Raw genomic sequence first — 25165 nt, 5'->3', positions numbered from 1 at the left:
TATGTCCCGACTCAATCCCCGGCAGCAAGAAGCCGTGAGCTACGTCGGCGGCCCTCTTTTGGTGCTCGCCGGTGCAGGCTCCGGCAAGACCAGCGTGATCACCCGCAAGATTGCGCACCTGATCCAGAGCTGCGGCATCCGTGCCCAGTACATCGTCGCCATGACCTTTACCAACAAGGCCGCGCGAGAGATGAAGGAACGGGTCGGCACGCTGCTCAAGGGCGGTGAAGGCCGCGGCCTGACGGTCTGCACCTTCCACAACCTGGGCCTGAACATCATCCGCAAGGAACACGTGCGGCTGGGCTACAAACCGGGCTTCTCGATCTTCGACGAGACCGACGTCAAAGCCCTGATGACCGACATCATGCAGAAGGAATACTCGGGCGACGACGGCGTCGACGAGATCAAGAACATGATCGGCGCCTGGAAAAACGACCTGATCCTGCCGCCCGAAGCCCTGGAAAACGCACGCAACCCCAAGGAACAGACCGCCGCCATCGTCTACACCCACTACCAGCGCACGCTCAAGGCGTTCAACGCGGTGGACTTCGACGACCTGATCCTGCTGCCGGTAAAACTGTTCCAGGAACACGACGACATCCTGGAAAAATGGCAGAACAAGGTCCGCTACCTGCTGGTGGACGAATACCAGGACACCAACGCCAGCCAGTATTTGCTGGTTAAACTGCTGATCGGCAAACGCAACCAGTTCACCGTGGTAGGTGACGACGACCAGTCGATCTACGCCTGGCGCGGCGCCCGCCCGGAAAACCTGATGCTGCTCAAGGACGATTACCCGTCCCTGAAAGTGGTGATGCTGGAGCAAAACTACCGCTCCACCAGCCGCATCCTGCGCTGCGCCAACGTGCTGATTTCGAACAACCCGCACGAGTTCGAAAAGCAGCTGTGGAGTGAAATGGGTCACGGCGACGAGATCCGCGTGATCCGCTGCCGCAACGAGGACGCCGAAGCCGAGCGCGTGGCCGTGGAAATCCTCAGCCTGCACTTGCGCACCGACCGGCCCTACAGCGATTTCGCGATCCTGTATCGCGGCAACTACCAGGCCAAGCTGATCGAGCTGAAGCTGCAGCATCACCAGGTGCCTTACCGACTGTCCGGCGGCAACAGCTTTTTCGGACGTCAGGAAGTGAAGGACCTGATGGCCTACTTCCGCCTGATCGTGAACCCGGACGACGACAACGCCTTCCTGCGGGTGATCAACGTCCCACGCCGGGAGATCGGTTCGACCACACTGGAGAAGCTGGGCAACTACGCCACCGAGCGCAAAATCTCGATGTACGCCGCCACCGACGAAATCGGCCTGGGCGAACACCTGGACAGCCGCTTCACCGATCGCCTGTCGCGCTTCAAGCGTTTCATGGACAAGGTCCGCGAGCAGTGCGCCGGCGAAGACCCGATCTCCGCCCTGCGCAGCATGGTCATGGACATCGACTACGAGAACTGGCTGCGCACCAACAGCTCCAGCGACAAGGCCGCCGATTACCGCATGGGTAACGTCTGGTTCCTGATCGAGGCGCTGAAGAACACGCTGGAAAAAGACGAAGAAGGCGAGATGACCGTCGAAGACGCCATCGGCAAACTCGTGCTGCGCGACATGCTGGAACGTCAGCAGGAAGAGGAAGACGGCGCCGAAGGTGTGCAGATGATGACCTTGCACGCCTCCAAGGGGCTGGAATTCCCTTACGTGTTCATCATGGGCATGGAAGAGGAAATCCTCCCGCACCGCTCCAGCATCGAAGCCGACACCATCGAAGAGGAACGCCGCCTGGCCTACGTCGGGATTACCCGAGCGCGTCAGACGCTGGCTTTCACCTTCGCCGCCAAGCGTAAGCAATACGGCGAGATCATCGACTGTGCGCCCAGCCGCTTCCTCGATGAACTGCCGCCGGACGACCTGGCCTGGGAAGGCAACGACGACACCCCGACCGAAGTCAAAGCCGTTCGCGGCAACAGCGCATTGGCGGATATACGCGCGATGTTAAAGCGCTAGAATTGACCACTTTTATTTAGACCTTCGGCGCAAAAGACGCCTACAGAGGACAGCTTCATGGAAGCACTGCACAAGAAAATTCGCGAAGAAGGCATCGTGCTTTCCGACCAGGTCCTGAAAGTCGACGCTTTTCTGAACCACCAGATCGACCCGGCGCTGATGAAGCTGATCGGCGACGAATTTGCCACGCTGTTCAAGGACTCGGGCATCACCAAGATCGTCACCATCGAAGCCTCGGGTATAGCGCCTGCGATCATGACCGGCCTGAACCTTGGCGTACCGGTGATTTTCGCGCGCAAGCATCAGTCCCTGACCCTGACTGAAAACCTGCTGTCGGCGACTGTTTACTCGTTCACCAAGCAAACCGAAAGCACCGTGGCGATTTCCCCGCGTCACCTGACCAGCAGCGACCGCGTGCTGATCATCGACGACTTCCTGGCCAACGGTAAGGCGTCGCAAGCGCTGATCTCGATCATCAAACAGGCCGGCGCGACCGTGGCCGGTTTGGGCATCGTGATCGAGAAGTCGTTTCAGGGTGGCCGTGCGGAACTGGATGCCCAGGGTTATCGGGTTGAATCGTTGGCGCGGGTGCAGTCGCTGAAGGATGGCGTTGTAACCTTCATCGAATAACCCTCCCGCAATGATCGTTCCCACGCTCCGGCTTTCGAATGGGACGCAGAGCGTCCCGGGCTGCATTCCCACGCAGAGCGTGGGAACGATCAGGTTTGCGCGGTGGCTTTGAGGCCAATGAGCAGCAACCGCTGAAACAAATCCTCTTTCAATCCCTCAGGGTTCGTCAGCTGCATCCGCTCCAGATGCACGGGAAACTCCGAAGGTTCTGGCGCATCCAGCGCCGCCTTGCCCAACTCCAGAATCTCCGTGAGCTTGAACTTGCTCTTCAACCAGTTCAGCGCCCGCAACAGGTCCCGCTCTTGGGCGGTGAAATCGCAGCCCAACGGATATTCCGGAAACAGATTCGAATGCCGCGCCTGAATGGCCTGTAAACGCTGTGGGCTGTTGTCGGCGAAACGCGGATCGAGGCGGAAATGCTTCGGCAACTTGCCAACGTTTTGCGCCTGCTCGATCAGCCCCGACTGGAAGCGTGAGTCACTGATATTGAGCAACGCCTCGATCACCGCCGCGTCGGTCTTGCCCCGCAAATCGGCGATGCCGTACTCGGTGACAACGATGTCCCGCAGGTGCCGCGGGATCGTGCAATGGCCGTATTCCCAAACGATGTTTGAACTGACTTCACCGCCCGACTCGCGCCAACTGCGCAGAAGCAGGATCGAGCGCGCGCCTTCCAGCGCATGGCCTTGGGCGACGAAGTTGTATTGCCCACCGACGCCGCTCAACACCCGCCCGTTTTCGAGCTGATCCGCCACGCCCGCACCGAGCAACGTCATGGTGAACACGGTGTTGATGAAGCGCGCATCAAGGCGCTGCAAGCGTTTGAGCTCTTCCTGACCATAGAGCTCGTTGATGTAGCTGATGCGGGTCATGTTGAATTCGAGCCGCTTGCTCTGCGGCAACCCGCGCAAGCGCTCGTAGAAACTGCGTGGCCCGAGGAAAAACCCGCCATGCACCGAGATGCCGTCGGTTTGCGCCGCCTCGTTCAGCGTGCCGGCGTTGGCCTGCTGCTGGGTCGACACCTCCGGGTAGACCTTGCGCCGTACGATCCCTGCGTCGGCCAGCACCAGCAAGCCGTTGACGAACATTTCGCTGCAGCCATACAGGCCCTTGGCGAACGGATCAACGCCGCCTTCGCGCTCGATCAACTGCGCCCACTGGCTGAGATCAAGGTCCGCCAGCAACGCCTTGTAACCGTCGTTGTCCGCCTGCCGCGCCAGCAACGCCGCCGTCAGGGCGTCGCCCATGGCGCCGATGCCGATCTGCAAGGTGCCGCCATCGCGTACCAGTGTGCTGGCGTGCAGCCCGATGAGGTGATCCTGGAAACCCACCGGCATGTTCGGCGTGGAGAACAACGTGGTGTTGTCCTTCGCATCGATCAGCAGGTCGAAGGTGTCGATGCCGATTTCCGCATCGCCAGGCATGTACGGCAAATCGTTGTGCACCTGGCCCACCATCAGGACCGTCTCCCCCGCCGCCCGGCGTTTGGCGATCATCGGCAACAGATCGAGGGTGATGTCCGGGTTGCAGCTCAGGCTCAGGCGATCGGGATGTTCGCTGTGGCTGGCGACCAATTGCGCCACCAGGTTCAAACCGGCGGCATTGATGTCCCGCGCGGCGTGGCTGTAATTGCTGCTGACGTAATCCTGCTGGGCTGGGTTGCTGTTCAGCAGGCTGCCCGGCTGCATGAAGAATTGTTGAATGTGGATGTTGTTCGGCAGGCTGTCGCGATGCAAGTCGGCGAGGAAATCCAGTTCCAGGTAATCGCCAAACACCCGCTCGACGAAGGGTTCGAGGAAGCGCTTTTGCAAGCCATCGCCCAAGGGCGGACGTCCCAGGCACAGGGCGGTATAGACCGTCAGCTGCCGCTCGGGCAGTTGCGCGACGCGTTGATACAGCGCGTTGACGAAGTGGTTGGGTTTGCCCAGCCCCAGCGGCAGGCCCATGTGGATATGCGCCGGCAACCGTGCCAGGACGTCATCGACCGCCTGCTCGATAGAACACAACTGCACCATCTGATCCTCCCGCCCGTTCCATGATTTGGGGTTGGACCGAGCTTGCCGGGTCTTTGCTGCAAAGAATAGCCTCAGGCAAATCGCAGGCACAAAAAAGCCGCTCGCAAGCGGCTTTTCGTTGAAGACGGGCTTATTTCAGGCCAGACATCTTCTGGATGGCGCCTTCAAGGTCTTTCAATTCGCAGTCACTGCATGTGCCTTTTGGCGGCATCGCATTGAGCCCGCTCAACGCTACCTTCGCCAAGCCAGCAGCGGTGCCGCCTTCTTTATCGGCGCGTTTTTTCCAGTCTGCGGCATCACCGATCTTGGGTGCGCCCAACAGGCCGGTGCCATGGCAAGCATTGCAGTGTTTGGCAATAATTTCGTCGGGAGTTTTCGCTGCACCGCCGCCAACCGAAGCAGCGACTTCCATCCCCTTGCATTCTTTACCCTGAACACAAACCTGGCCGACTGGTTCAAGACGTTTAGCGATATCGTCGTTGGTCGCAGCTTGTGCGCTGACTGCCCAAAGGGCCAATACGGTTGCTGGTGCGGCCAGCATTTTCATAATTAGGTTCACGCGTACACCCTCAATGGTGGCTAGTCACGCCTGCAGCCACGGTTCGCAGGCGGGCGCAAGTATAGCGGTAAGCCCGCCACACTGAAACAACCCCAAAGTCGAAGGGGTCTTATCCCAGGGCGGAAATACCGCATGGGCGTCTGCGCAATCCGGGCACGACGCCTCTTCTCTTAGAAGTTCGCTGGAGTAGCTGCGCTGATTAGTCGCGCCGGGGCATCGAACGGATTCCGGAAACGGTGCGGCTTGGTACTCTCAAAGTAGTAGCTGTCGCCGGCCTCGAGCACAAATGTTTCGAGCCCGACCACCAGCTCCAGCCGACCTTCCACCAGAATCCCGGTTTCCTCGCCCTCATGGGTGAGCATCTCGTCACCGGTGTCGGCGCCTGGCGGGTAGATTTCGTTGAGGAACGCGATCGCCCGGCTCGGGTGAGCCCGACCGACCAGCTTCATGGTCACTGCGCCATCGGAAATATCGATCAGTTCGTGCGCTTTGTAGACGATCTGAGTCGGCTTTTCCTGCAGGATTTCTTCGGAAAAGAACTCGACCATGGACATGGGAATCCCGCCCAGGACTTTCCTCAGCGAACTGATCGAGGGGCTGACGCTGTTCTTCTCGATCATCGATATGGTGCTGTTGGTAACACCCGCGCGTTTGGCGAGCTCACGCTGGGAAAGACCTTTGAGCTTACGGATCGATTGCAGTCGTTCACCGACGTCCAATGCTTGCGCCTCCAGGGATTCAAGTTGCAGGAATATTGAGCGTTATCATGGCGACAGCGTTCAGTATTTACAACACTTGCGCCTGAATCCAGCCTGGCGAAGCGACTTTCGGTCGGGAGCGCTGTTTGTCAGGCCCCGGAATAGAGCAGCGGTACCCGTCGCAGGTTGCAGAAGATCTGATAAGGAATCGTGTCGGCGGCCGTCGCGACGTCACTGGCGAGGATATTTTTGCCCCACAACTCGACGGGAGAACCGAGGCCGGCTTGCGGCACGTCGGTCAGGTCGACGCAGAGCATGTCCATCGATACCCGACCCAGCAACTGACTACGCTGCCCGGCCACCAACACCGGCGTGCCGCTCGGGGCCTGGCGCGGATAACCGTCGGCATACCCCATCGCCACCACACCCACACGCATCGGCTTGGGGGTGACGAATTTCGCGCCGTAACCAATCGGCTCGCCGGCCGGCAGTTCACGCACACAAATCACTTTCGATTCCAGAGTCATCACCGGTTGCAGGCGGGACGCCACGGCATTGGCCTCTTCGAACGGCGTTGCGCCGTAGAGCATGATGCCTGGGCGTACCCAATCGCTCGGAATCTGCGGCCAACCAAGCACTGCCGGCGAGTTACGCAGGCTGATTTCGGCCGCCAACCCCTGACGCGCCGCCTCGAATACCGCGACCTGATCGACGCTGGCCTGGCAGTGCAGTTCATCGGCGCGGGCAAAGTGACTCATCAGCACGATTTTCGCCACTTTGCCGCTGGCCAGCAGCCGCTGATACGCCGCCTGATAATCCGCCGGATGCAGGCCGACACGATGCATGCCGGAGTCGAGCTTGAGCCACACCGTGATCGGTTTGCTCAGCGCGGCTTTTTCGATGGCTTCGAGCTGCCACAACGAATGCACCACACACCAGAAGTCATGCTCGACGATCAGCGCCAATTCATCGGCTTCGAAAAAACCTTCCAGCAACAACACCGGCGCACGAATACCGGCAACGCGCAGCTCCAGGGCTTCTTCGATGCACGCCACGGCAAAGCCGTCCGCCTCGGCTTCCAGCGCCTGGGCGCAACGCACCGCGCCATGGCCATAGGCATCGGCCTTGATCACCGCGAGGGCACGGGCACCCGTGACTTCACGGGCAATCCGGTAGTTGTGACGCAGGGCTTGAAGATCGATCAGGGCACGGGCAGGACGCATGGCGGCAGACTTCTAGTCGGTCATTGGAGAAAAAACCGGCGCTGGCTGACAGCGTGAACCGCCAACAGCGCCGGGAGAGGGATCTTTCTGAATTACTTTAGGGTGGAGCGTTTATGGCAGCGCGGCGACAACCGACAGCTCGACCAGGATGTGCGGTTCGCACAGCTTCGCTTCGACCGTCGCGCGGGCTGGTGCGACGCCTTTGGGCAGCCACTGGTCCCACACCGAATTCATGCCTGCGAAGTGCGCGTCGATATCTTTCAGGTAAATCGTCACCGACAGCAGGCGGTTCTTGTCCGTTCCGGCCAGATCCAGCAAACGCTCGATGTTGGCGAGGGTTTCACGGGTTTGCTGTTCAATCCCGGCGCTCATGTCGTCGCCGACCTGCCCTGCCAGATACACGGTACCGTTATGGACGACGATCTGGCTCATGCGCTCATTGGTGAGCTGGCGCTGGACTGACATGTTTTGCAGACTCCTTGAGTTTGTTGCCATAACGGGAAATATCGAGGCCTTCGGCGCTGATCTGCGGCGTTCTCTTGGCCATCAGGTCAGCCAGCAAACGACCGGAACCACAAGCCATGGTCCAGCCAAGCGTGCCGTGGCCCGTATTCAAGAACAGGTTTTTGAATGGCGTGGCACCGACAATCGGCGTGCCGTCCGGGGTGGTCGGACGCAGGCCGGTCCAGAAGCTCGCTTCGGGCAGATTGCCGCCCTGAGGATAAAGGTCGTTGACGATCATCTCCAGGGTTTCACGCCGACGCGGGTTCAGCGACAGGTCAAAACCAGCGATTTCCGCCATGCCACCGACGCGGATGCGGTTGTCGAAACGAGTGATCGCAACCTTGTAGGTCTCGTCGAGAATGGTCGACGTCGGGGCCATCGCCGGGTTAATGATCGGCACGGTCAGCGAGTAACCCTTCAACGGATACACCGGGGCCTTGATGCCCAACGGCTTGAGCAGTTGCGGCGAGTAGCTGCCCAGCGCCAGCACGTAACGGTCGGCGGTTTCCAGCTTGCCGTCGATCCACACGCCGTTGATGCGATCACCGGCGAAGTCGAGGCGCTGGATGTCCTGGCCGAAGCGGAAATCCACACCCAGTTTTACGGCCATTTCGGCCAGGCGGGTGGTGAAGATCTGGCAGTCGCCGGTCTGGTCGTTCGGCAGGCGCAAGGCACCGGCGAGGATGTCGGTGACGCTGGCCAGGGCTGGTTCGACCCGAGCAATGCCGGCGCGGTCGAGCAGTTCGAACGGCACACCGGACTCTTTCAACACGGCGATGTCTTTAGCGGCGCCATCGAGCTGCGCCTGGGAGCGGAACAGCTGGGTAGTCCCCAGGCTGCGGCCTTCGTAGGCAATACCGGTTTCGGCGCGCAATTCGTCGAGGCAGTCGCGGCTGTACTCGGACAGGCGGACCATGCGTTCCTTGTTCACCGCGTAACGGCTGGCGGTGCAGTTACGCAGCATCTGCGCCATCCACAGGTATTGGTCGACGTCGGCGGTGGCCTTGATCGCCAATGGCGCGTGACGCTGCAACAGCCACTTGATGGCTTTGAGCGGTACGCCCGGCGCGGCCCACGGCGAGGCATAACCCGGCGAAACCTGCCCGGCGTTGGCGAAACTGGTTTCCATGGCCGGCGCTGGCTGACGGTCCACGACCGTCACTTCAAAGCCGGCTCGTGCCAGATAATAGGCACTGGCGGTACCGATGACGCCGCTACCCAAGACCAGAACGCGCATTTTCATATCCCTCATCGCGGCTTACCGCTGACGTTTATTGTGCAGACCGAAGATGTGGGCAGTTTAAAAAAGATTAGCCAGTGCTTTTCACTATATAAGTGCCTATATTTGGCGACAATTCTCGGCAAAAACCCTTTTCACGGAGGCGCATCCCCTATGCGAACCAACACACAGACCAAACGTGAGCTGGACAAGATCGACCGCAACATCCTGCGGATCCTGCAAGCGGACGGGCGCATTTCCTTCACCGAACTGGGGGAAAAGGTCGGCCTCTCCACCACGCCCTGCACTGAACGGGTACGGCGCCTGGAGCGCGAAGGGATCATCATGGGCTACAACGCCCGGCTGAATCCGCAGCACCTGAAGGGTAGTCTGTTGGTGTTCGTCGAGATCAGCCTCGACTACAAATCCGGCGATACTTTCGAAGAGTTCCGACGCGCGGTACTGAAACTGCCCCACGTACTGGAATGCCATCTGGTGTCAGGGGACTTCGACTATCTGGTGAAAGCGCGGATTTCCGAGATGGCTTCGTACCGCAAACTGCTGGGCGACATCCTGCTCAAGTTGCCGCATGTGCGCGAATCCAAGAGCTATATCGTGATGGAAGAAGTGAAAGAGAGCTTGAGCCTGCCGATTCCGGATTGAGACATTGTTTTACCTGCCCGATCATTCCCACGCTCTGCGTGGGAACGATCCCCCCTACACCAACACCTGCCGGGTACTGGCCATGTATTCGTGAATCTGCTTCTCGACCCGCGGATGAATCAGCTCCACCGGTCGCCGCCCATTGGGGCAAGGCAACGTCTTGGTGGTACCGAATAGACGACAGATCAATGGTCGCTCGTCATACACCGTGCAGCCGTTGGGCCCCAGATGGACGCAATTGAGTTCGTCCATCGCTGCGTCCTGCTCAGCCCGTGTCTTGCGCGGCAGGCGGGACATTTCTTCGGGCGAGGTGGTGACCGGCCCACAGCAGTCATGGCAGCCGGGCACGCACTCGAAGGTGGGAATCTGCTGGCGCAGCGTGCGAATTTTCTGACTGTTGCAGCTCATCGAAACGGTGACCAAATGCGGAATAGACCGGGATTCTGACGCAAAAGCCCCGATCCAGACAGCGCCAACCGACCAATGTTGCCCGCATCCGAAGGGGCGGCTTATGCTCCGTCAACTTTTTCAAACACAAGAATCAGGATGACGTACATGAACGCCCCCGTTCAGCAACCTGCCCCTAACCACCGGCACGTCGCCTCTTATTACGCCGCCAGCAGCCTGCCGCAACCCGACCTTCCGGCGCTCACAGGCGAGCTGGTTGCAGACGTGTGCGTGGTGGGCGGCGGGTTCTCAGGGCTGAACACGGCGCTCGAACTGGCCGAACGAGGCTTGCGCGTGGTGCTGCTGGAGGCGCACAAGATCGGTTGGGGCGCCAGCGGACGCAATGGCGGGCAATTGATTCGCGGCGTCGGCCATGGCCTCGATCAGTTCACCAACGTGATCGGTGCAGACGGTGTGCGTCAGATGAAACTGATGGGGCTGGAAGCGGTGGAAATCGTCCGACAGCGGATCGAGCGATTTCAGATCCCTTGCGACCTGACCTGGGGTTACTGTGACCTCGCCAACAAAGCCCACGACCTGGAAGGCTTCGCCGAAGACGCCATCGAGCTGCGCAGCCTCGGTTACCGTTACGAAACCCGTCTGCTGCAAGCCAACGAAATGCACAGCGTGGTGGGTTCCGATCGCTATGCAGGCGGTTTGATCGACATGGGTTCCGGGCATCTACACCCACTGAACCTGGCACTGGGCGAAGCGGCAGCCGCCCGGCAATTGGGCGTGAAACTGTTCGAACAATCGGCGGTAACCCGCATCGATTATGGCCCCGAGGTCAAGGTCCACACCGCCCGGGGCACGGTCCGCGCCAAGACCCTGGTGCTGGGCTGCAACGCCTACCTCAACGATCTCAACCCGCAACTTGGCGGCAAGGTGCTGCCCGCCGGCAGTTACATCATCGCCACCGAACAACTGAGTGAAGAGCAGGCTCACGCGCTGCTGCCGCAGAACATGGCGGTCTGCGATCAACGGGTAGCGCTGGATTATTACCGCCTCTCGGCGGACCGACGCTTGTTGTTCGGCGGCGCCTGCCATTATTCAGGACGCGATCCGAAAGACATCGCCGCGTACATGCGTCCGAAGATGCTGGCGGTGTTCCCGCAATTGGCCGGGGTGAAGGTCGATTATCAATGGGGCGGCATGATCGGCATCGGCGCCAATCGCCTGCCGCAGATCGGCCGGCTCAAGGACCAGCCGAATGTGTATTACGCCCAGGCCTATTCCGGTCATGGCGTAAACGCCACGCATTTGGCGGGCAAGTTGCTGGCTGAAGCCATCAGCGGCCAGCAGAGTGGTGGTTTCGATCTGTTTGCCAAGGTGCCGCACATTACCTTTCCAGGCGGCAAACATTTGCGCTCGCCGTTGTTGGCGTTGGGGATGCTTTGGCATCGCCTTAAAGAACTGGCCTGACCCCTTGCAGGAGCTGCCGAAGGCTGCTCCTGCAAGGGATCGCGGTTCATCTCACAGACGCCAGAAAGGTTTAAGCCCCTCCTCCCGCGCCTGCTCCCGACTCAACCCGACATCCTTGAGTTGCTCCGGCGTCAGCTCCAACAACGCCTTACGCGTGTGCAGACGATGCCAGAACAGACCCCAGCGACCCAGGCAGGACGGTGCGTTGCGCATAATTGCCTCGCGCGCGCCGTTCTGTTGCCCTGCCGCCAGTTCCTGACTGTGTAACGTCAGCCGCACATCGCTCAAGCCGTTCATTTTCGTCGCTCCTGTTTACTTGGGTAGCCAGAGCTTTCATGATGCTCGGACGGCAAAAAGCATTACAGATTCAACAGAGCAGTATTAATTCCATACAGCTTTTCTGTTTCGGCCTCTGAATCGCTTATTTTTGCCCCATCTGTATTGGTTAACCGAATCACCCACATCGAGACTGCACCATGACCCTTTACGTCAACCTCGCCGAGTTGCTCGGCACACGTATCGAACAGGGCTTCTATCGCCCCGGTGACCGGCTGCCCTCGGTGCGGGCGCTGAGTGTCGAGCACGGGGTCAGCCTGAGCACGGTGCAGCAGGCCTATCGCGTGCTGGAAGACGTAGGTCTGGCGATGCCCAAACCCAAATCCGGCTATTTCGTACCGGTGAGCCGCGAGCTGCCGGAACTGCCGGTGATTGGCCGCCCCGCCCAACGCCCGGTGGATATTTCGCAATGGGATCAGGTGCTGGAGCTGATCCGCGCCGTGCCGCGCAAGGATGTCGTGCAGCTGGGCCGCGGCATGCCGGACATCACCTCGCCGACCATGAAACCGCTGCTGCGCAACCTGGCACGAATCAGCCGCCAGCAGGACATGCGAGGCCTGTATTACGACAACATCTGCGGCACCCTCGAACTGCGCGAACAGATCGCCCGCCTGATGCTCGACTCCGGTTGCCAGTTAAGCGCCAACGATCTGGTGGTCACCACCGGTTGCCACGAAGCGCTATCCACCAGCATCCGGGCCATTTGTGAGCCCGGCGACATTGTGGCGGTGGATTCGCCGAGCTTTCACGGCGCCATGCAGACGCTCAAGGGGCTGGGCATGAAAGCCCTGGAAATCCCCACCGACCCGCTCACCGGGATCAGCCTCGAGGCTTTGGAACTGGCATTGGAGCAATGGCCGATCAAGGCCATACAGTTGACCCCCAACTGCAACAATCCGCTGGGCTACATCATGCCGGAGTCGCGCAAACGTGCGTTGCTGACACTGGCACAGCGTTTTGACGTGGCGATTATCGAGGACGATGTGTATGGCGAACTGTCCTACACCTACCCACGTCCTCGCACGATCAAATCCTTCGATGAAGACGGTCGCGTTCTGCTTTGCAGTTCGTTTTCCAAGACCCTGGCACCGGGCCTGCGCATTGGCTGGGTCGCGCCGGGGCGTTATCTGGAACGGGTGCTGCACATGAAATACATCAGCACCGGCTCCACCGCGCCGCAACCACAGATTGCGATCGCCGAATTTCTCAAGGCTGGGCACTTCGAACCGCATTTACGGCGGATGCGTACGCAATACCAGCGCAATCGCGACGCGATGATCGATTGGGTCACCCGTTATTTCCCTGCCGGCACTCGCGCCAGTCGCCCACAAGGCAGCTTTATGTTGTGGGTCGAACTGCCGGAGGGCTTCGATACCCTGAAGCTCAATCGTGCGCTGCATGACCAGGGCGTACAGATTGCCGTCGGCAGTATCTTTTCCGCCTCGGGCAAATACCGTAATTGCCTGCGGATGAACTACGGTGCCAAGCCCACACCGCAGATCGAAGAAGCGGTGCGCAAGGTCGGCGCGGCGGCGATCAAACTGCTGGCGCAAACCGACTGACCTTTCTGCGGGATCCAGCGTCCATATGCAAACAACGGCCGCCACTGGAACATTCCCCGTGAGAATCAGACAGCCCCTGCTTGCTATGCTGTTACTCGCCTCGTTCCTGGGCGGCTGCACGACACTCCACGTCCCTCGCGAACCGAGCCAGGCCCTGCCTGCGGCGGACTCGGCATTCGGTCGTTCGATCCAGGCCCAGGCCGCGCCTCATAAAGGCCAGTCGGGTTTTCGCTTGCTGTCCGATAGCACGGAGGCGTTCACCGCCCGTGCCGAGCTGATTCGCCACGCACAAAGCAGCCTCGATTTGCAGTACTACATCGTCCATGACGGGATCAGCACACGGATACTGATAAACGAGCTGCTCAACGCCGCCGACCGTGGCGTGCGGGTGCGGATTCTGCTCGACGACACCACCAGCGATGGCCTGGACCGGATCATCGCGACCCTGGCCGCGCATCCGCAGATACATATTCGCGTGTTCAACCCGCTGCACCTGGGCCGCAGCACCGGCGTCACGCGAACCATGGGCAGGTTGTTCAACGTATCGCTGCAACACCGGCGCATGCACAACAAACTGTGGGTAGCGGACAACAGCGCGGCAATCGTTGGCGGGCGTAACCTGGGGGATGAGTACTTCGATGCCGAGCCCAAACTGAATTTCACTGACATCGACATGCTCAGCGTCGGCCCGGTTGCAGAACAGCTGGGGCACAGCTTCGATCAGTACTGGAACAGCGCTTTGAGCAAGCCGATCGAGCAGTTTCTCTCGAGCAAGCCGACCGCCAGGGACCTGAGAAATACTCGGACCCGACTGGACGAATCCCTCGAGGAAACGCGCAAACAGAATCACGCGCTCTATCAACAGCTGATGACCTACACCACTCATCCGCGCCTGGACGTCTGGCGCCGGGAACTGATCTGGGCTTCGAACCAGGCGCTGTGGGACGCACCGAGCAAGGTGCTGTCCGACGGCGAACCTGACCCGCACTTGCTGCTGACCACCCAGTTGGCACCTGAACTCAATGGGGTCAGCAAAGAGCTGATCATGATCTCGGCCTACGTCGTACCCGGCCAACCAGGGCTGGTGTACCTGACCGATCGCGCCGATGCCGGGGTGTCGATCCGTTTGCTGACCAACTCACTGGAAGCCACCGATGTACCCGCCGTGCACGGTGGTTACGCGCCTTATCGCAAAACGTTGCTGGAGCATGGCGTGCAGTTGTTCGAATTGCGCCGCCAGCCCGGCGACAACGGTGACGGCGGATCGAGCCCGTTCCACAGCGGGTCCTACCGTAGCTCCGACTCCAGCCTGCACAGCAAGGCGATGATCTTCGACCAACAGAAAGCCTTCATCGGCTCGTTCAATTTCGACCCACGCTCGGTGCTGTGGAACACCGAAGTCGGGGTGCTGGTGGACAGCCCGCAACTCGCCGGGCGTGTGCGCGAACTGGCGCTGGAGGGGATGGCGCCGGCCCTCAGTTATCAGGCCAGGCTGGAAAAGGGTCAGATGGTCTGGGTCACCGAAGACGACGGCAAACAGCACACATTGACTCAGGAACCAGGGGGTTGGTGGCGGCATTTCAATTCGTGGCTTAGCAGCACGATCGGCCTGGAAAAGATGCTGTAGGAGCTGCCGCAGGCTGCGATCTTTTGATCTATGCCGGCTGCACCGCCCCAAACGCCCCTTGCCGCGACACCAGAATCACCAACCCCAATGCACCCGCCGCCATCAGCAACGGCAAGGCATGCCCGCTGATCCATTGGCTCCCGGCACCGGCCGCCAACGGCCCGATCAGGCAACCGATCCCCCACAGCTGCGCGATATGGGCATTGGCCCGCACCAGCGCATCGTCGCGATAACGCTCACCGATCAGGATCAGCGACAAGGTGAACAGACCGCCGGCACTGGCGCCAAACAACACCCACAGCGGCCAGATCAGCAACGTATCAATTAGCATTGGAATCGCCAGGCTCGACAGCAGCAAAAGCATTGCACAACCAGTGAATAACGTACGCCGCGACAAGCGATCAGCCAGCGCGCCAATCGGCAATTGCAGCAAGGCATCACCGACCACCACCGTGCTGACCATCGCCAGGGCGATTTCCGTCGTGAAGCCCTGACGCAGGCAGTAGACCGGCAACAAGGTCAGGATCATCGCTTCGAACGCGGCAAACAGCGACACCGCCCAGGCAATGGCCGGCAGGCCACGGCAGAAGTTCAGCAAGTCGTTGAGGGTCACGCTGCAGGCCTCACTGGTGGGCGCTCCGCTACGGCCCAGCAGCAGGAACGGTGCCGTCATCAGCAAGCCGACGCCAACCCAAAAACCGTAATCGTGCTCGGTGCCCAACGCCCCCAACAGCAACGGTCCGGCCAGCTGACTCAGCGCATAGCTGCTGCCATACAGCGCCACCAGTCGCCCCCGCCATTGCTCGACCACCAGTTGGTTGATCCAGCTTTCACCAAGGATGAAGACGAGTGTCAGGATCACCCCGATCATCAACCGCAACACCAGCCAGATCGGGTAGCTCGGCCACAGCGCCAGCAAGCCGATGGACACCGCCCCGGCCCACAGGCACAGGCGCATCAGATTGGCCGTGCCAAGACGGGCCGCGAGATGGCTGGAGATCTTCGCCCCCAGCAGTACGCCAATGGCCGGCATCGCCGCCATCACGCCGATCGCGAACGAGCCGTAACCCCAGCCTTCCAGGCGCAGCGATACCAACGGCATGCTGACGCCCAGAGCCAGGCCGACACTCAAGACAGATGCCAAGACGGCGAAATAAGTCGCCCAACGCATGTTCCACGCTCCTGTGGATATTTTATGTACAGCGCAAAACAGTGTGGGAGCGGGATTGCTCGCGAAGAGGCCTTCACATCCAACGTCATCGCTGGCTGTTACGGCGCCTTCGCGAGCAAGCCCGCTCCCACAAGGGATCTGCGTCGTTCAGGAGCCCGATTGACTACCGGGCTCCCTCACTTGCTTACAACTTGATCCAGGTCGCCTTCAGCTCGGTGTATTTGTCGAACGCATGCAGCGACTTGTCGCGACCGTTGCCGGACTGTTTGAAGCCACCGAACGGCGCGGTCATGTCGCCGCCGTCGTACTGGTTGACCCAGACACTACCGGCACGCAAAGCCTTGGCGGTCAGATGAGCTTTCGAGATGTCCTTGGTCCATACCGCAGCGGCGAGACCGTACGGCGTGTCGTTGGCGATCTGGATGGCTTCTTCAGCGCTGTCGAAGGTGATGACCGACAACACCGGACCGAAGATTTCTTCCTGAGCAATTTTCATCGCGTTGCTCACGCCATCGAAAATCGTCGGCTCAACGTAAGTGCCACCGGTTTCCTGAAGAATGCGTTTACCGCCGGCCACCAGTTTGGCGCCATCGGTGTGACCGGATTCAATGTAGGACAGCACGGTGTTCATCTGCTGGGTATCCACCAGTGCACCGACGTTGGTTGCCGGGTCCAGCGGATTGCCCGGCTTCCAGGCCTTGAGGGCTTCGATCACCAATGGCAGGAATTTGTCTTTGATCGAACGCTCGACCAGCAGGCGCGAACCGGCTGTGCAGACCTCGCCCTGGTTGAAGGCAATGGCGCTGGCAGCCGATTCGGCGGCGGCTTGCAGGTCCGGCGCATCGGCGAACACGATGTTCGGGCTCTTGCCACCGGCTTCAAGCCAGACGCGCTTCATGTTCGATTCGCCGGAGTAGATCAGCAGTTGCTTGGCGATCTTGCTCGAGCCGGTGAACACCAGGGTGTCGACGTCATTGTGCAGGGCCAAGGCCTTGCCGACGGTGTGACCGTAGCCCGGCAGCACGTTCAGCACACCTTTCGGGATACCGGCTTCAACCGCCAGCGCTGCAATGCGAATAGCCGTCAGCGGCGATTTTTCGGAAGGCTTGAGGATCACTGAGTTACCGGTGGACAACGCCGGGCCGAGTTTCCAGCAGGCCATCATCAACGGGAAGTTCCACGGCACGATCGCACCGACCACACCGACCGGCTCGCGAGTCACCAGCCCCAGCTGATCGTGCGGGGTGGCGGCGACTTCGTCGTAGAGCTTGTCGATGGCCTCACCGCTCCAGCTCAGGGCTTGTGCCGCGCCAGGAACGTCGATGTACAGGGAATCGCTGATCGGCTTGCCCATGTCCAGGGTTTCGAGCAGGGCCAGCTCTTCGGCGTGCTGTTTCAGCAGGCCGGCAAAACGAATCATGGTGGCTTTGCGTTTGGTCGGCGCCAGGCGCGACCAGGCGCCGGAATTGAATGTGGCGCGAGCGTTTTCCACTGCGCGCTGGGCGTCGGCGGCGTCACAGCTGGCAATCTTGCCCAGCAGACGGCCATCGACAGGGCTGATGCACTCGAACGTTTCACCGGAGACTGCATCGGTGTATTCGCCATTGATGTAGGCGCGGCCTTCGATCTTCAGATCGCGAGCCCGTTGTTCCCAGTCGGCACGAGTCAGGGTGGTCATACGAGTGTCCTCCTCTTATTGAATACGAGCGCCCGCTCTCTTCGCGGGTGCTGTCAGGAATTCTGCCCGGCCAGCCTGCTTTTCGGCTCAAGGCAACCGTTACCCTAAACCAGCGGCGGGTGAAGTTTCAATATATTTGACATAAGGCCGTTAAACGGCCTTGCGATGTTCATTTTAATAAACATAGACTTTCAATTTTCCAGCCAGTCGCGCCGTAATCACGGGGGAATACCAGCATGAGCATTCAGGATATCGTCGATTTCAGTCAGGCCACCACCCAGCCCGATCGCTATCGGCCAGACCCGGCGAAAGTCCTCAAGGGTGACCCCGAGCAAGCGGTGTACAACCACTACAACAGCCCGTGCGGACAGATGAGTGCAGGTGTCTGGGAGGGCGAAGTCGGTCAGTGGCGGGTGAACTACACCGAACACGAATACTGCGAAATCGTTCAGGGGGTGTCAGTGCTGCGCGATGACAACGGCGCCGCCAAGACCCTGCGCGCGGGTGATCGCTTCGTGATTCCGGCTGGCTTCAAAGGCACCTGGGAAGTGTTGGAGCCGTGCCGCAAGATTTATGTGGTGTTTGAACAGAAGGCTTGAGGGTTTGTGCCGCTTGAACCGACAGTCAACAAAAAAGGCCCGTATCTCGCGATACGGGCCTTTTTCATAAGGAGGAAAAATCAATTACTTGATTTTGCCTTCTTTGTAGATCACGTGCTTGCGAACAACCGGATCATATTTCTTGATCTCGATTTTGTCCGGAGTAGTGCGCTTGTTCTTGTCGGTAGTGTAGAAGTGACCAGTACCGGCGCTCGAAATCAAACGAATCAATTCACGCATGATTAGCTCCCTTAGATCTTGCCAGCTTTGCGGATTTCGGCCAGCACGACAGTGATGCCACGCTTGTCGATGATACGCATGCCTTTGGCAGATACGCGCAGACGCACGAAACGTTTCTCTTCTTCAACCCAGAAGCGGTGATGCTGCAGGTTCGGCAGGAAACGACGACGGGTTTTGTTGTTTGCGTGGGAAATGTTATTCCCAGTCACCGGACCCTTACCGGTAACTTGACATACTCTCGACATGCCTCAGCCCTCTAAAACCACATGCCCAACCCGGCATGGGTTGGCCGCTTAATCTCTCAGTCATTTGGCGCCAGGCGCCGCGTTTCTTTAGAGGTCTTACCGGCTACACCTACAGTGAAGGAACCGGGCCCCTAGAAAAGAGCGCTGCTTTATACCAGAAAGACCAGAGAGCAACAACAACCGGTGTGCATTGAGTTGATAAAAAACCTGTTTTTCGGGCGTCGAATGCCTTGGACAAAGGCTAAGCCCGATAGCGACCGCTCGTCGCAGAGAATCGGCCAACGGGCCAATTCAGGGTTTTTCTCAACCGTCACTCACCGAAAGCAATCGCCCATACTCCCCTCAAAATGAAAAAGGGGATAGTCATTTGCAAAAGAGCCCACTAGGGTAAGCCTTTTCCAGACTGCACTTGCAGATGGGCCTTCGATCTGTAAAGGAATCCGACCATGCGCCTCGCTGCCCTACCACTGTTGCTCGCCCCGCTTCTGCTGAGCCCACAGGCCTTTGCCGCCGCCCTGAGCGTCTGCACCGAGGCCAGCCCGGAAGGGTTCGACGTGGTGCAATACAATTCGTTGACCACCACCAACGCCTCAGCCGACGTGATGATGAACCGCCTGGTGGACTTCGACACGGCCAGCGGCAAAGTGGTCGCCAGCCTCGCGGACAGCTGGGACGTCACGCCCGACGGCCTGACCTACGTCTTCAAATTGCATCCGCAGGTGAAATTTCACCGCACCGAGTATTTCAGCCCGACGCGCGACCTGACCGCCGAAGACGTGAAATTCAGTTTCGACCGCATGCTTGATCCGGCAAACCCGTGGCACAAAATCGCCCAGAGCGGCTTCCCGCACGCTCAGTCGATGCAGTTACCGACGCTGATCAAGAAGATCGACGCCCTGGACCCACTCACCATCCGTTTCACCCTCGATCACCCAGACTCGACGTTCCTGCCGACCCTGACCATGGGCTTCGCCTCGATCTATTCGGCCGAGTACGCCGACCAACTGATGAAGGCCGGCACTCCGGAGAAGCTCAACAGCCAGCCGATCGGCAGCGGCCCGTTCATCTTCACGCGTTTCCAGAAAGATGCCTCGATTCGCTATAAGGCCAACCGCGACTACTTCCAGGGCAAGCCATCGGTGGACCCGTTGATCTTCGCGATCACCCCGGACGCCAACGTGCGCCTGCAGAAATTGCGCCGCAACGAGTGCCAGATCGCCCTGTCGCCCAAACCGCTGGACGTACAGACTGCGAAGCAGGAGCCGACCCTGAAGGTGGAAAAGACTGACGCCTTCATGACCGCATTCGTCGGCATCAACAGCCAGCATCCGCCGCTGGACAAGCCGGAAGTGCGCCAGGCAATCAACCTGGCGTTCGACAAGGCCAACTACCTCAAGGCCGTATTCGAAGACACCGCCGAGCCTGCCAATGGGCCCTACCCGCCCAATACCTGGAGCTATGCCAAAAACTTGCCGGGCTACCCGCATGATGTCGAGAAAGCCCGGGCATTGATGGCCAAGGCCGGGCTCAAGAACGGTTTCCAGACCACTATCTGGACTCGCCCTTCCGGCAGTCTGCTGAACCCCAACCCGAGCCTCGGCGCGCAATTGCTTCAGTCCGACCTGGCGGAAATCGGCATTCAGGCCGAGATCCGCGTGATCGAATGGGGCGAACTGATTCGCCGCGCCAAGGCCGGCGAGCACGACCTGCTGTTCATGGGCTGGGCCGGCGACAACGGTGACCCGGACAACTTCCTCACGCCGCAATTTTCCTGCGCGGCGGTCAAATCCGGCACCAACTTCGCCCGTTACTGCAACCAGGATCTGGACAAGCTGATCAGCGCCGGCAAGACCACCGGCGAGCAAGGTGTGCGCACCAAGCTCTACGAACAGGCCCAGGCGCAGATCCAGCAACAGGCATTGTGGCTGCCACTGGCCCACCCGACGGCCTTCGCCCTGACGCGCAAAGACGTCGAGGGTTACTCAGTCAGCCCGTTTGGTCGCCAGGATTACTCCAAGGTCAACCTCAAGTAATCGAGTCGCCAAAAAAACTGTGGGAGCGAGCCTGCTCGCTCCCACAGAAACTCATTTACCCACTTCCCCCTCACATCCACCCGTACTCGGCCATGGATAACGGATCGCCTTCACCGACAATGAAATGGTCGAGTACCCGCACATCGATCAGGTCCAGCGCTTCTTGCAGGCGCTTGGTCAGCATCCGGTCGGCTTGACTGGGGTTGGAGTTACCCGACGGATGGTTGTGGCAGAGGATCAAGGCTGCGGCGTTGTGGGCCAAAGCGCGTTTAACCACTTGTCTTGGATAGACACTGGTACTGTCGATGGAGCCGCGAAACAGCACTTCAAAGGTCAGCACTTGATGTTTTGAATCCAAAAACAGACACCCGAATACCTCGTGAGGCTCGTGGCGCAGCATCGACTTCAAGTAATCACGAACCGCCTGCGGATTTTCCAGCGCCGATTTTTGGCGCGCACGTTCGGCTAAATGCCGCCTGCCCATTTCCTGTGCCGCTTGCAACTGAGCGAATTTCGCCGGCCCGAGCCCCAATTGCCTGCTGAACGCAGCTTGATCGGCCTCGAGCAGCGAACGCAGGCTGCCAAACTGATTCAACAGATGTCGTGCCAGATCTACTGCACTTTTACCCGATACACCGGTACGTAAAAAAATCGCTAGCAACTCGGCGTCGGAAAGACTCGCCGAACCCAACTCAAGTAACCTCTCCCGCGGTCGCTCCGCCGCTGGCCAATCGCGAATGCTCATAACACCTCCATGTCTGTGGGCGCCGCTGTTCCGTAGCGGTCGCTGTGATATCGTAGCCCATCTTTTTTGCGGGCGATTTCACCCCTGGGGAGGGGGTATCGCCATGCAGTCATCAACGAAATGAAAGGCAGACCTATGCAGCGGCTGTATCGGAAACGCATCGTTCTGGGCGTCGGCGGCGGCATCGCTGCCTACAAGAGCGCCGAGCTGGTTCGCCGCCTGATCGATCAGGGCGCCGAAGTGCGCGTGGTCATGACCCGTGGCGGCAGCGAATTCATTACCCCGCTGACCATGCAGGCCCTGTCCGGGCACCCGGTCCACCTGGACCTGCTGGACCCGGCGGCCGAAGCCGCCATGGGCCACATCGAACTGGCCAAATGGGCCGATCTGGTGCTGATTGCCCCTGCCACCGCGGACCTGATCGCCCGCCTGGCCCAAGGCATTGCCGACGACCTGCTGACCACGCTGGTGCTGGCCACCGACGCAGTGGTCGCCGTGGCGCCGGCGATGAATCAGGCCATGTGGCGCGACCCGGCGACCCAGGCCAACCTGCAGACCCTCGAAAGCCGCGACCTCAAAGTCTTCGGCCCGGCTTCCGGCAGCCAGGCCTGCGGCGACGTCGGCATGGGCCGCATGCTCGAAGCCACCGACCTCGCCCAGTGCGCGGCAGACTGCTTCCAGCGCCAGGCGCTGACCGGCAAGCACGTGCTGATCACCGCCGGCCCGACCCAGGAAAACATCGACCCGGTGCGCTACATCACCAACCACAGCTCCGGAAAGATGGGCTTTGCCCTGGCCGAAGCCGCGGTGGAAGCCGGCGCCCGCGTGACCCTGATTACAGGTCCCGTGCACCTGCCGACCCCGGATCGCGTCACGCGCATCGACGTAGTCAGCGCCCGCGACATGCTCGCTGCCTGTGAAGCCGCGATTCCATGCGACTTGTTTATCGCCTCGGCAGCGGTCGCGGACTACCGCCCGGAAGTCGTGGCCCCACAGAAACTCAAGAAAGACCCTACGAGCGGCGACGGCTTGTTGCTACAAATGGTGCGCAACCCAGACATCCTGGCCACCATCGCCACCCGTCCCGACCGTCCGTTCAGTGTCGGCTTTGCCGCCGAAACCGAACACCTGCTCGACTACGCTGCCCGCAAGTTGAAAGACAAGAACCTCGATCTGATCGTCGCCAACGACGTCGCCAACCCGAGCATTGGCTTCAACAGTGAAGAAAACGCCTGCAGCGTGATCGATCGCCAGTTACACGCCACACTTTTCGCCCAGACCAGCAAGGGCAAGATTGCCCGCCAGCTGATCACTTTTATCGCCGAACGTCTGAACCAGGTTTAATTTACATGCACGCTTTGCAAGCCAAGATCCTCGACCCCCGCATCGGCAGCGAATTTCCGCTGCCGCAGTACGCCACGCCAGGTTCCGCCGGCCTCGACCTGCGCGCCATGCTGGAAAAAGACACCATCATCAAGCCGGGCGAAACCCTGCTGATCCCTACCGGCCTGTCGGTGTATATCGGCGACCCGGGCCTGGCGGCCTTGATTCTGCCGCGCTCGGGCCTGGGCCATAAGCACGGCATCGTGCTGGGCAACCTGGTCGGCCTGATCGACTCCGATTACCAGGGCCCACTGATGGTGTCGTGCTGGAACCGTGGCCAGACCGATTTCAACATGGTCGTTGGCGAACGCCTCGCACAACTTGTTCTGGTACCAGTGGTTCAAGCGCACTTCGAAATGGTCGAAGAGTTCGTCGAAACCCAGCGCGGCACCGGCGGGTTCGGACATTCCGGCAGTCACTGATATGCCCTCTGTGGCGAGCGAGCTTGCTCGCGCTGGAAAGCGTAGCGGCCCCACGATTCTGGCAACCATTGCCGACTTTGTGAGTGCTGCGCACTCAAGCGGGAGCAAGCTCCCTCGCCACAAATCACATAGACGTCATCTGGAAGGTTTACCACTGAAAATCAAGGCATTGATCGACTCAATACTGGTCGACATTGGTGGCATGGCCTTTTCGCACCACGAACTCTCTGCGGAAAACACCGTCATACCCTTCAGTTTGAGCCTGCCGACGAGTTTTTCGCCGGCAGGTCCAGCCACTTTCAAGATGGAGCATTCCTACAGATGAGCACCCCAGCCCAAGTCGCACCCAAGTTCCCCGACAGCATCTTCCGCGCCTACGACATTCGTGGCACCGTCCCGGAATTCTTGAACGCTGAAACCGCTTATTGGCTCGGTCGCGCCATCGGTTCCCAGAGCCTGGCCCAGGGCGAACCCAATGTGTCTGTCGGCCGCGACGGTCGCCTGTCTGGCCCGGAACTGGTGGAACAACTGATTCAGGGCCTGGCCGACAGCGGTTGCCACGTCAGCGACGTCGGCCTGGTGCCAACGCCTGCGCTGTACTACGCCGCCAACGTACTGGCCGGCAAATCCGGGGTGATGCTCACCGGCAGCCACAACCCGTCGAATTACAACGGTTTCAAGATCGTCATTGCCGGCGATACCCTGGCCAACGAACAGATCCAGGCCTTGCACGACCGCCTCAAGACCAACAACCTGAGCAGCGGCAAGGGCAGCATCACCAAGGTCGAGATCCTCGATCGCTACAACACTGAAATCGTTCAGGACATCAAGCTCGCCCGCCGCCTGAAAGTCGTGGTCGATTGCGGTAACGGCGCGGCCGGTGTGATTGCCCCACAACTGATCGAAGCCCTGAACTGCGAAGTCATCCCACTGTTCTGCGAAGTCGATGGCAACTTCCCGAACCATCACCCGGACCCGGGCAAGCTGGAAAACCTGGTAGACCTGATTGCCAAGGTCAAGGAAACCAACGCTGACCTGGGCCTGGCCTTCGACGGCGACGGCGACCGCGTGGGCGTGGTCACCAACACCGGCAGCGTCGTGTTCCCGGACCGCCTGCTGATGCTGTTCGCCAAGGATGTGGTAGCACGCAACCCCGACGCGGAAATCATCTTCGACGTCAAATGCACCCGCCGCCTGATCCCGCTGATCAAGGAATACGGTGGTCGTCCGCTGATGTGGAAAACAGGTCACTCGCTGATCAAAAAGAAAATGAAACAATCCGGCGCCCTGTTGGCCGGCGAAATGAGCGGGCATATCTTCTTCAAGGAGCGCTGGTTCGGTTTCGACGACGGCATTTACAGCGCCGCGCGGCTGCTGGAGATCCTCAGCAAAGAGAAATCCACCGCAGAAGAGTTGTTCGCGACCTTCCCGAACGATATTTCTACGCCGGAAATCAATATCCATGTGACCGAAGAGAGCAAATTCAGCATCATTGATGCATTGCACGACGCACAGTGGGGTGAAGGCGCCGACCTGACCACCATTGACGGCGTGCGAGTCGACTATGCCAAAGGCTGGGGCCTGGTTCGCGCCTCCAACACCACACCGGTGCTGGTGCTGCGCTTCGAGGCCGATGACGAGGCTGAATTGCAGCGCATCAAGGATGTGTTCCACGTCCAGCTGAAGCGCGTTGCACCTGATCTCCAATTACCGTTTTGATCTATTGAAGCACC

At 59.9% G+C, this 25165-nt stretch carries 23 protein-coding genes and 1 pseudogene; 11 read left to right on the top strand and 13 right to left on the bottom strand.

Translation table 11 applies throughout. The annotated features are described in order from the left end of the window. Window position 1 precedes the first annotated feature (1 nt). Together rep and PMI21_RS23600 are read left to right on the top strand one after the other, a co-directional pair. Window positions 2-2011: a DNA helicase Rep gene (rep, locus tag PMI21_RS23595; RefSeq protein ID WP_007934647.1), complete on the top strand. Its 2010-nt coding sequence runs from the start codon at window positions 2-4 to the stop codon at window positions 2009-2011. Window positions 2012-2068: 57 nt separating this feature from the next. Next, window positions 2069-2641 (top strand): xanthine phosphoribosyltransferase, encoded by a 573-nt coding sequence (locus PMI21_RS23600; RefSeq protein ID WP_007934646.1) that lies wholly within the window; start codon window positions 2069-2071, stop codon window positions 2639-2641. An 89-nt stretch (window positions 2642-2730) separates the two neighbouring features. On the opposite strand, the gene PMI21_RS23605 is transcribed toward PMI21_RS23600, so the two are convergent. From PMI21_RS23605 to dadA, 6 genes are all read right to left on the bottom strand, one after another. Then, window positions 2731-4656: an acetyl-CoA hydrolase/transferase C-terminal domain-containing protein gene (locus tag PMI21_RS23605; protein ID WP_007934645.1), complete on the bottom strand. Its 1926-nt coding sequence runs from the start codon at window positions 4654-4656 to the stop codon at window positions 2731-2733. 130 nt (window positions 4657-4786) lie between these two features. Beyond that, window positions 4787-5215: a c-type cytochrome gene (locus PMI21_RS23610; RefSeq protein WP_007934643.1), complete on the bottom strand. Its 429-nt coding sequence runs from the start codon at window positions 5213-5215 to the stop codon at window positions 4787-4789. Window positions 5216-5385: 170 nt separating this feature from the next. Next, window positions 5386-5934 carry a cupin domain-containing protein gene (locus tag PMI21_RS23615; protein WP_007894746.1) on the bottom strand — a complete coding sequence of 183 codons (549 nt, stop codon included), beginning with the start codon at window positions 5932-5934 and terminating at the stop codon, window positions 5386-5388. 128 nt (window positions 5935-6062) lie between these two features. Next, on the bottom strand, window positions 6063-7136 hold the full coding sequence (alr, locus tag PMI21_RS23620) for an alanine racemase (protein WP_007934635.1): 1074 nt from the start codon (window positions 7134-7136) through the stop codon (window positions 6063-6065). Between the two features lie 111 nt (window positions 7137-7247). Beyond that, window positions 7248-7601 (bottom strand): RidA family protein, encoded by a 354-nt coding sequence (locus tag PMI21_RS23625; protein ID WP_007934633.1) that lies wholly within the window; start codon window positions 7599-7601, stop codon window positions 7248-7250. Further along, window positions 7573-8877 carry a D-amino acid dehydrogenase gene (gene dadA / locus PMI21_RS23630; protein WP_007934630.1) on the bottom strand — a complete coding sequence of 435 codons (1305 nt, stop codon included), beginning with the start codon at window positions 8875-8877 and terminating at the stop codon, window positions 7573-7575. Before dadA ends, PMI21_RS23625 begins: the two co-directional genes overlap by 29 nt. A gap of 156 nt (window positions 8878-9033) precedes the next feature. On the opposite strand from dadA, the gene PMI21_RS23635 reads away from it, so the two are divergent. Next, window positions 9034-9522, top strand: a complete 489-nt coding sequence (locus PMI21_RS23635; protein ID WP_003177284.1) for an Lrp/AsnC ligand binding domain-containing protein — start codon at window positions 9034-9036, stop codon at window positions 9520-9522. A gap of 54 nt (window positions 9523-9576) precedes the next feature. Here PMI21_RS23635 and PMI21_RS23640 read toward each other — a convergent pair whose 3' ends face one another. Continuing rightward, window positions 9577-9930 carry a YkgJ family cysteine cluster protein gene (locus PMI21_RS23640; protein ID WP_007934627.1) on the bottom strand — a complete coding sequence of 118 codons (354 nt, stop codon included), beginning with the start codon at window positions 9928-9930 and terminating at the stop codon, window positions 9577-9579. A 147-nt stretch (window positions 9931-10077) separates the two neighbouring features. Between PMI21_RS23640 and PMI21_RS23645 the strand changes: the two genes are divergently transcribed. Next, a complete protein-coding gene (locus PMI21_RS23645) occupies window positions 10078-11391 on the top strand; it encodes an NAD(P)/FAD-dependent oxidoreductase (protein WP_007934626.1) in 1314 nt (437 codons plus the stop codon). Between the two features lie 51 nt (window positions 11392-11442). On the opposite strand, the gene PMI21_RS23650 is transcribed toward PMI21_RS23645, so the two are convergent. After that, window positions 11443-11688: a DUF1127 domain-containing protein gene (locus PMI21_RS23650; protein ID WP_007934625.1), complete on the bottom strand. Its 246-nt coding sequence runs from the start codon at window positions 11686-11688 to the stop codon at window positions 11443-11445. 179 nt (window positions 11689-11867) lie between these two features. On the opposite strand from PMI21_RS23650, the gene PMI21_RS23655 reads away from it, so the two are divergent. Both PMI21_RS23655 and PMI21_RS23660 read left to right on the top strand, forming a co-directional pair. Then, a complete protein-coding gene (locus PMI21_RS23655) occupies window positions 11868-13289 on the top strand; it encodes an aminotransferase-like domain-containing protein (RefSeq protein ID WP_007934624.1) in 1422 nt (473 codons plus the stop codon). Window positions 13290-13347: 58 nt separating this feature from the next. Further along, window positions 13348-14916, top strand: coding sequence for a phospholipase D family protein (locus PMI21_RS23660; protein ID WP_033063812.1), 1569 nt, complete (start codon window positions 13348-13350; stop codon window positions 14914-14916). A 28-nt stretch (window positions 14917-14944) separates the two neighbouring features. Here PMI21_RS23660 and PMI21_RS23665 read toward each other — a convergent pair whose 3' ends face one another. After that, window positions 14945-16087: an MFS transporter gene (locus PMI21_RS23665; RefSeq protein ID WP_007934622.1), complete on the bottom strand. Its 1143-nt coding sequence runs from the start codon at window positions 16085-16087 to the stop codon at window positions 14945-14947. Between the two features lie 184 nt (window positions 16088-16271). Next, a complete protein-coding gene (locus PMI21_RS23670; protein WP_007934621.1) occupies window positions 16272-17765 on the bottom strand; it encodes an aldehyde dehydrogenase in 1494 nt (497 codons plus the stop codon). 236 nt (window positions 17766-18001) lie between these two features. Here PMI21_RS23670 and PMI21_RS23675 point away from each other — a divergent pair, with 236 nt between their 5' ends. Beyond that, a complete protein-coding gene (locus PMI21_RS23675; RefSeq protein ID WP_007934620.1) occupies window positions 18002-18364 on the top strand; it encodes a cupin domain-containing protein in 363 nt (120 codons plus the stop codon). A gap of 84 nt (window positions 18365-18448) precedes the next feature. Here the strand turns inward: PMI21_RS23675 and rpmG are convergent, their stop codons facing one another. Beyond that, window positions 18449-18604 carry a 50S ribosomal protein L33 gene (rpmG, locus tag PMI21_RS23680; RefSeq protein WP_003177274.1) on the bottom strand — a complete coding sequence of 52 codons (156 nt, stop codon included), beginning with the start codon at window positions 18602-18604 and terminating at the stop codon, window positions 18449-18451. Between the two features lie 11 nt (window positions 18605-18615). Beyond that, a complete protein-coding gene (rpmB, locus tag PMI21_RS23685) occupies window positions 18616-18849 on the bottom strand; it encodes a 50S ribosomal protein L28 (RefSeq protein WP_007894701.1) in 234 nt (77 codons plus the stop codon). Between the two features lie 446 nt (window positions 18850-19295). Here rpmB and PMI21_RS23690 point away from each other — a divergent pair, with 446 nt between their 5' ends. Then, window positions 19296-20882, top strand: coding sequence for an ABC transporter substrate-binding protein (locus tag PMI21_RS23690; RefSeq protein ID WP_007934618.1), 1587 nt, complete (start codon window positions 19296-19298; stop codon window positions 20880-20882). A gap of 70 nt (window positions 20883-20952) precedes the next feature. On the opposite strand, the gene radC is transcribed toward PMI21_RS23690, so the two are convergent. Further along, a complete protein-coding gene (gene radC, locus PMI21_RS23695) occupies window positions 20953-21627 on the bottom strand; it encodes a RadC family protein (RefSeq protein WP_007934616.1) in 675 nt (224 codons plus the stop codon). Window positions 21628-21762: 135 nt separating this feature from the next. Between radC and coaBC the strand changes: the two genes are divergently transcribed. From coaBC to PMI21_RS23710, 3 genes and pseudogenes are all read left to right on the top strand, one after another. Further along, window positions 21763-22971, top strand: coding sequence for a bifunctional phosphopantothenoylcysteine decarboxylase/phosphopantothenate--cysteine ligase CoaBC (gene coaBC / locus PMI21_RS23700; protein ID WP_007934614.1), 1209 nt, complete (start codon window positions 21763-21765; stop codon window positions 22969-22971). A gap of 5 nt (window positions 22972-22976) precedes the next feature. Next, window positions 22977-23432 (top strand): dUTP diphosphatase, encoded by a 456-nt coding sequence (gene dut / locus PMI21_RS23705; protein WP_007934613.1) that lies wholly within the window; start codon window positions 22977-22979, stop codon window positions 23430-23432. Between the two features lie 342 nt (window positions 23433-23774). Then, window positions 23775-25151 (top strand): annotated as a pseudogene (locus tag PMI21_RS23710) (phosphomannomutase/phosphoglucomutase); the annotation flags it as partial. Window positions 25152-25165: the final 14 nt, after the last annotated feature.

It is taken from the genome of Pseudomonas sp. GM18, from assembly GCF_000282195.1.
GTDB lineage: Bacteria > Pseudomonadota > Gammaproteobacteria > Pseudomonadales > Pseudomonadaceae > Aquipseudomonas.
This window is presented reverse-complemented; position numbering and strand designations above follow the sequence as displayed.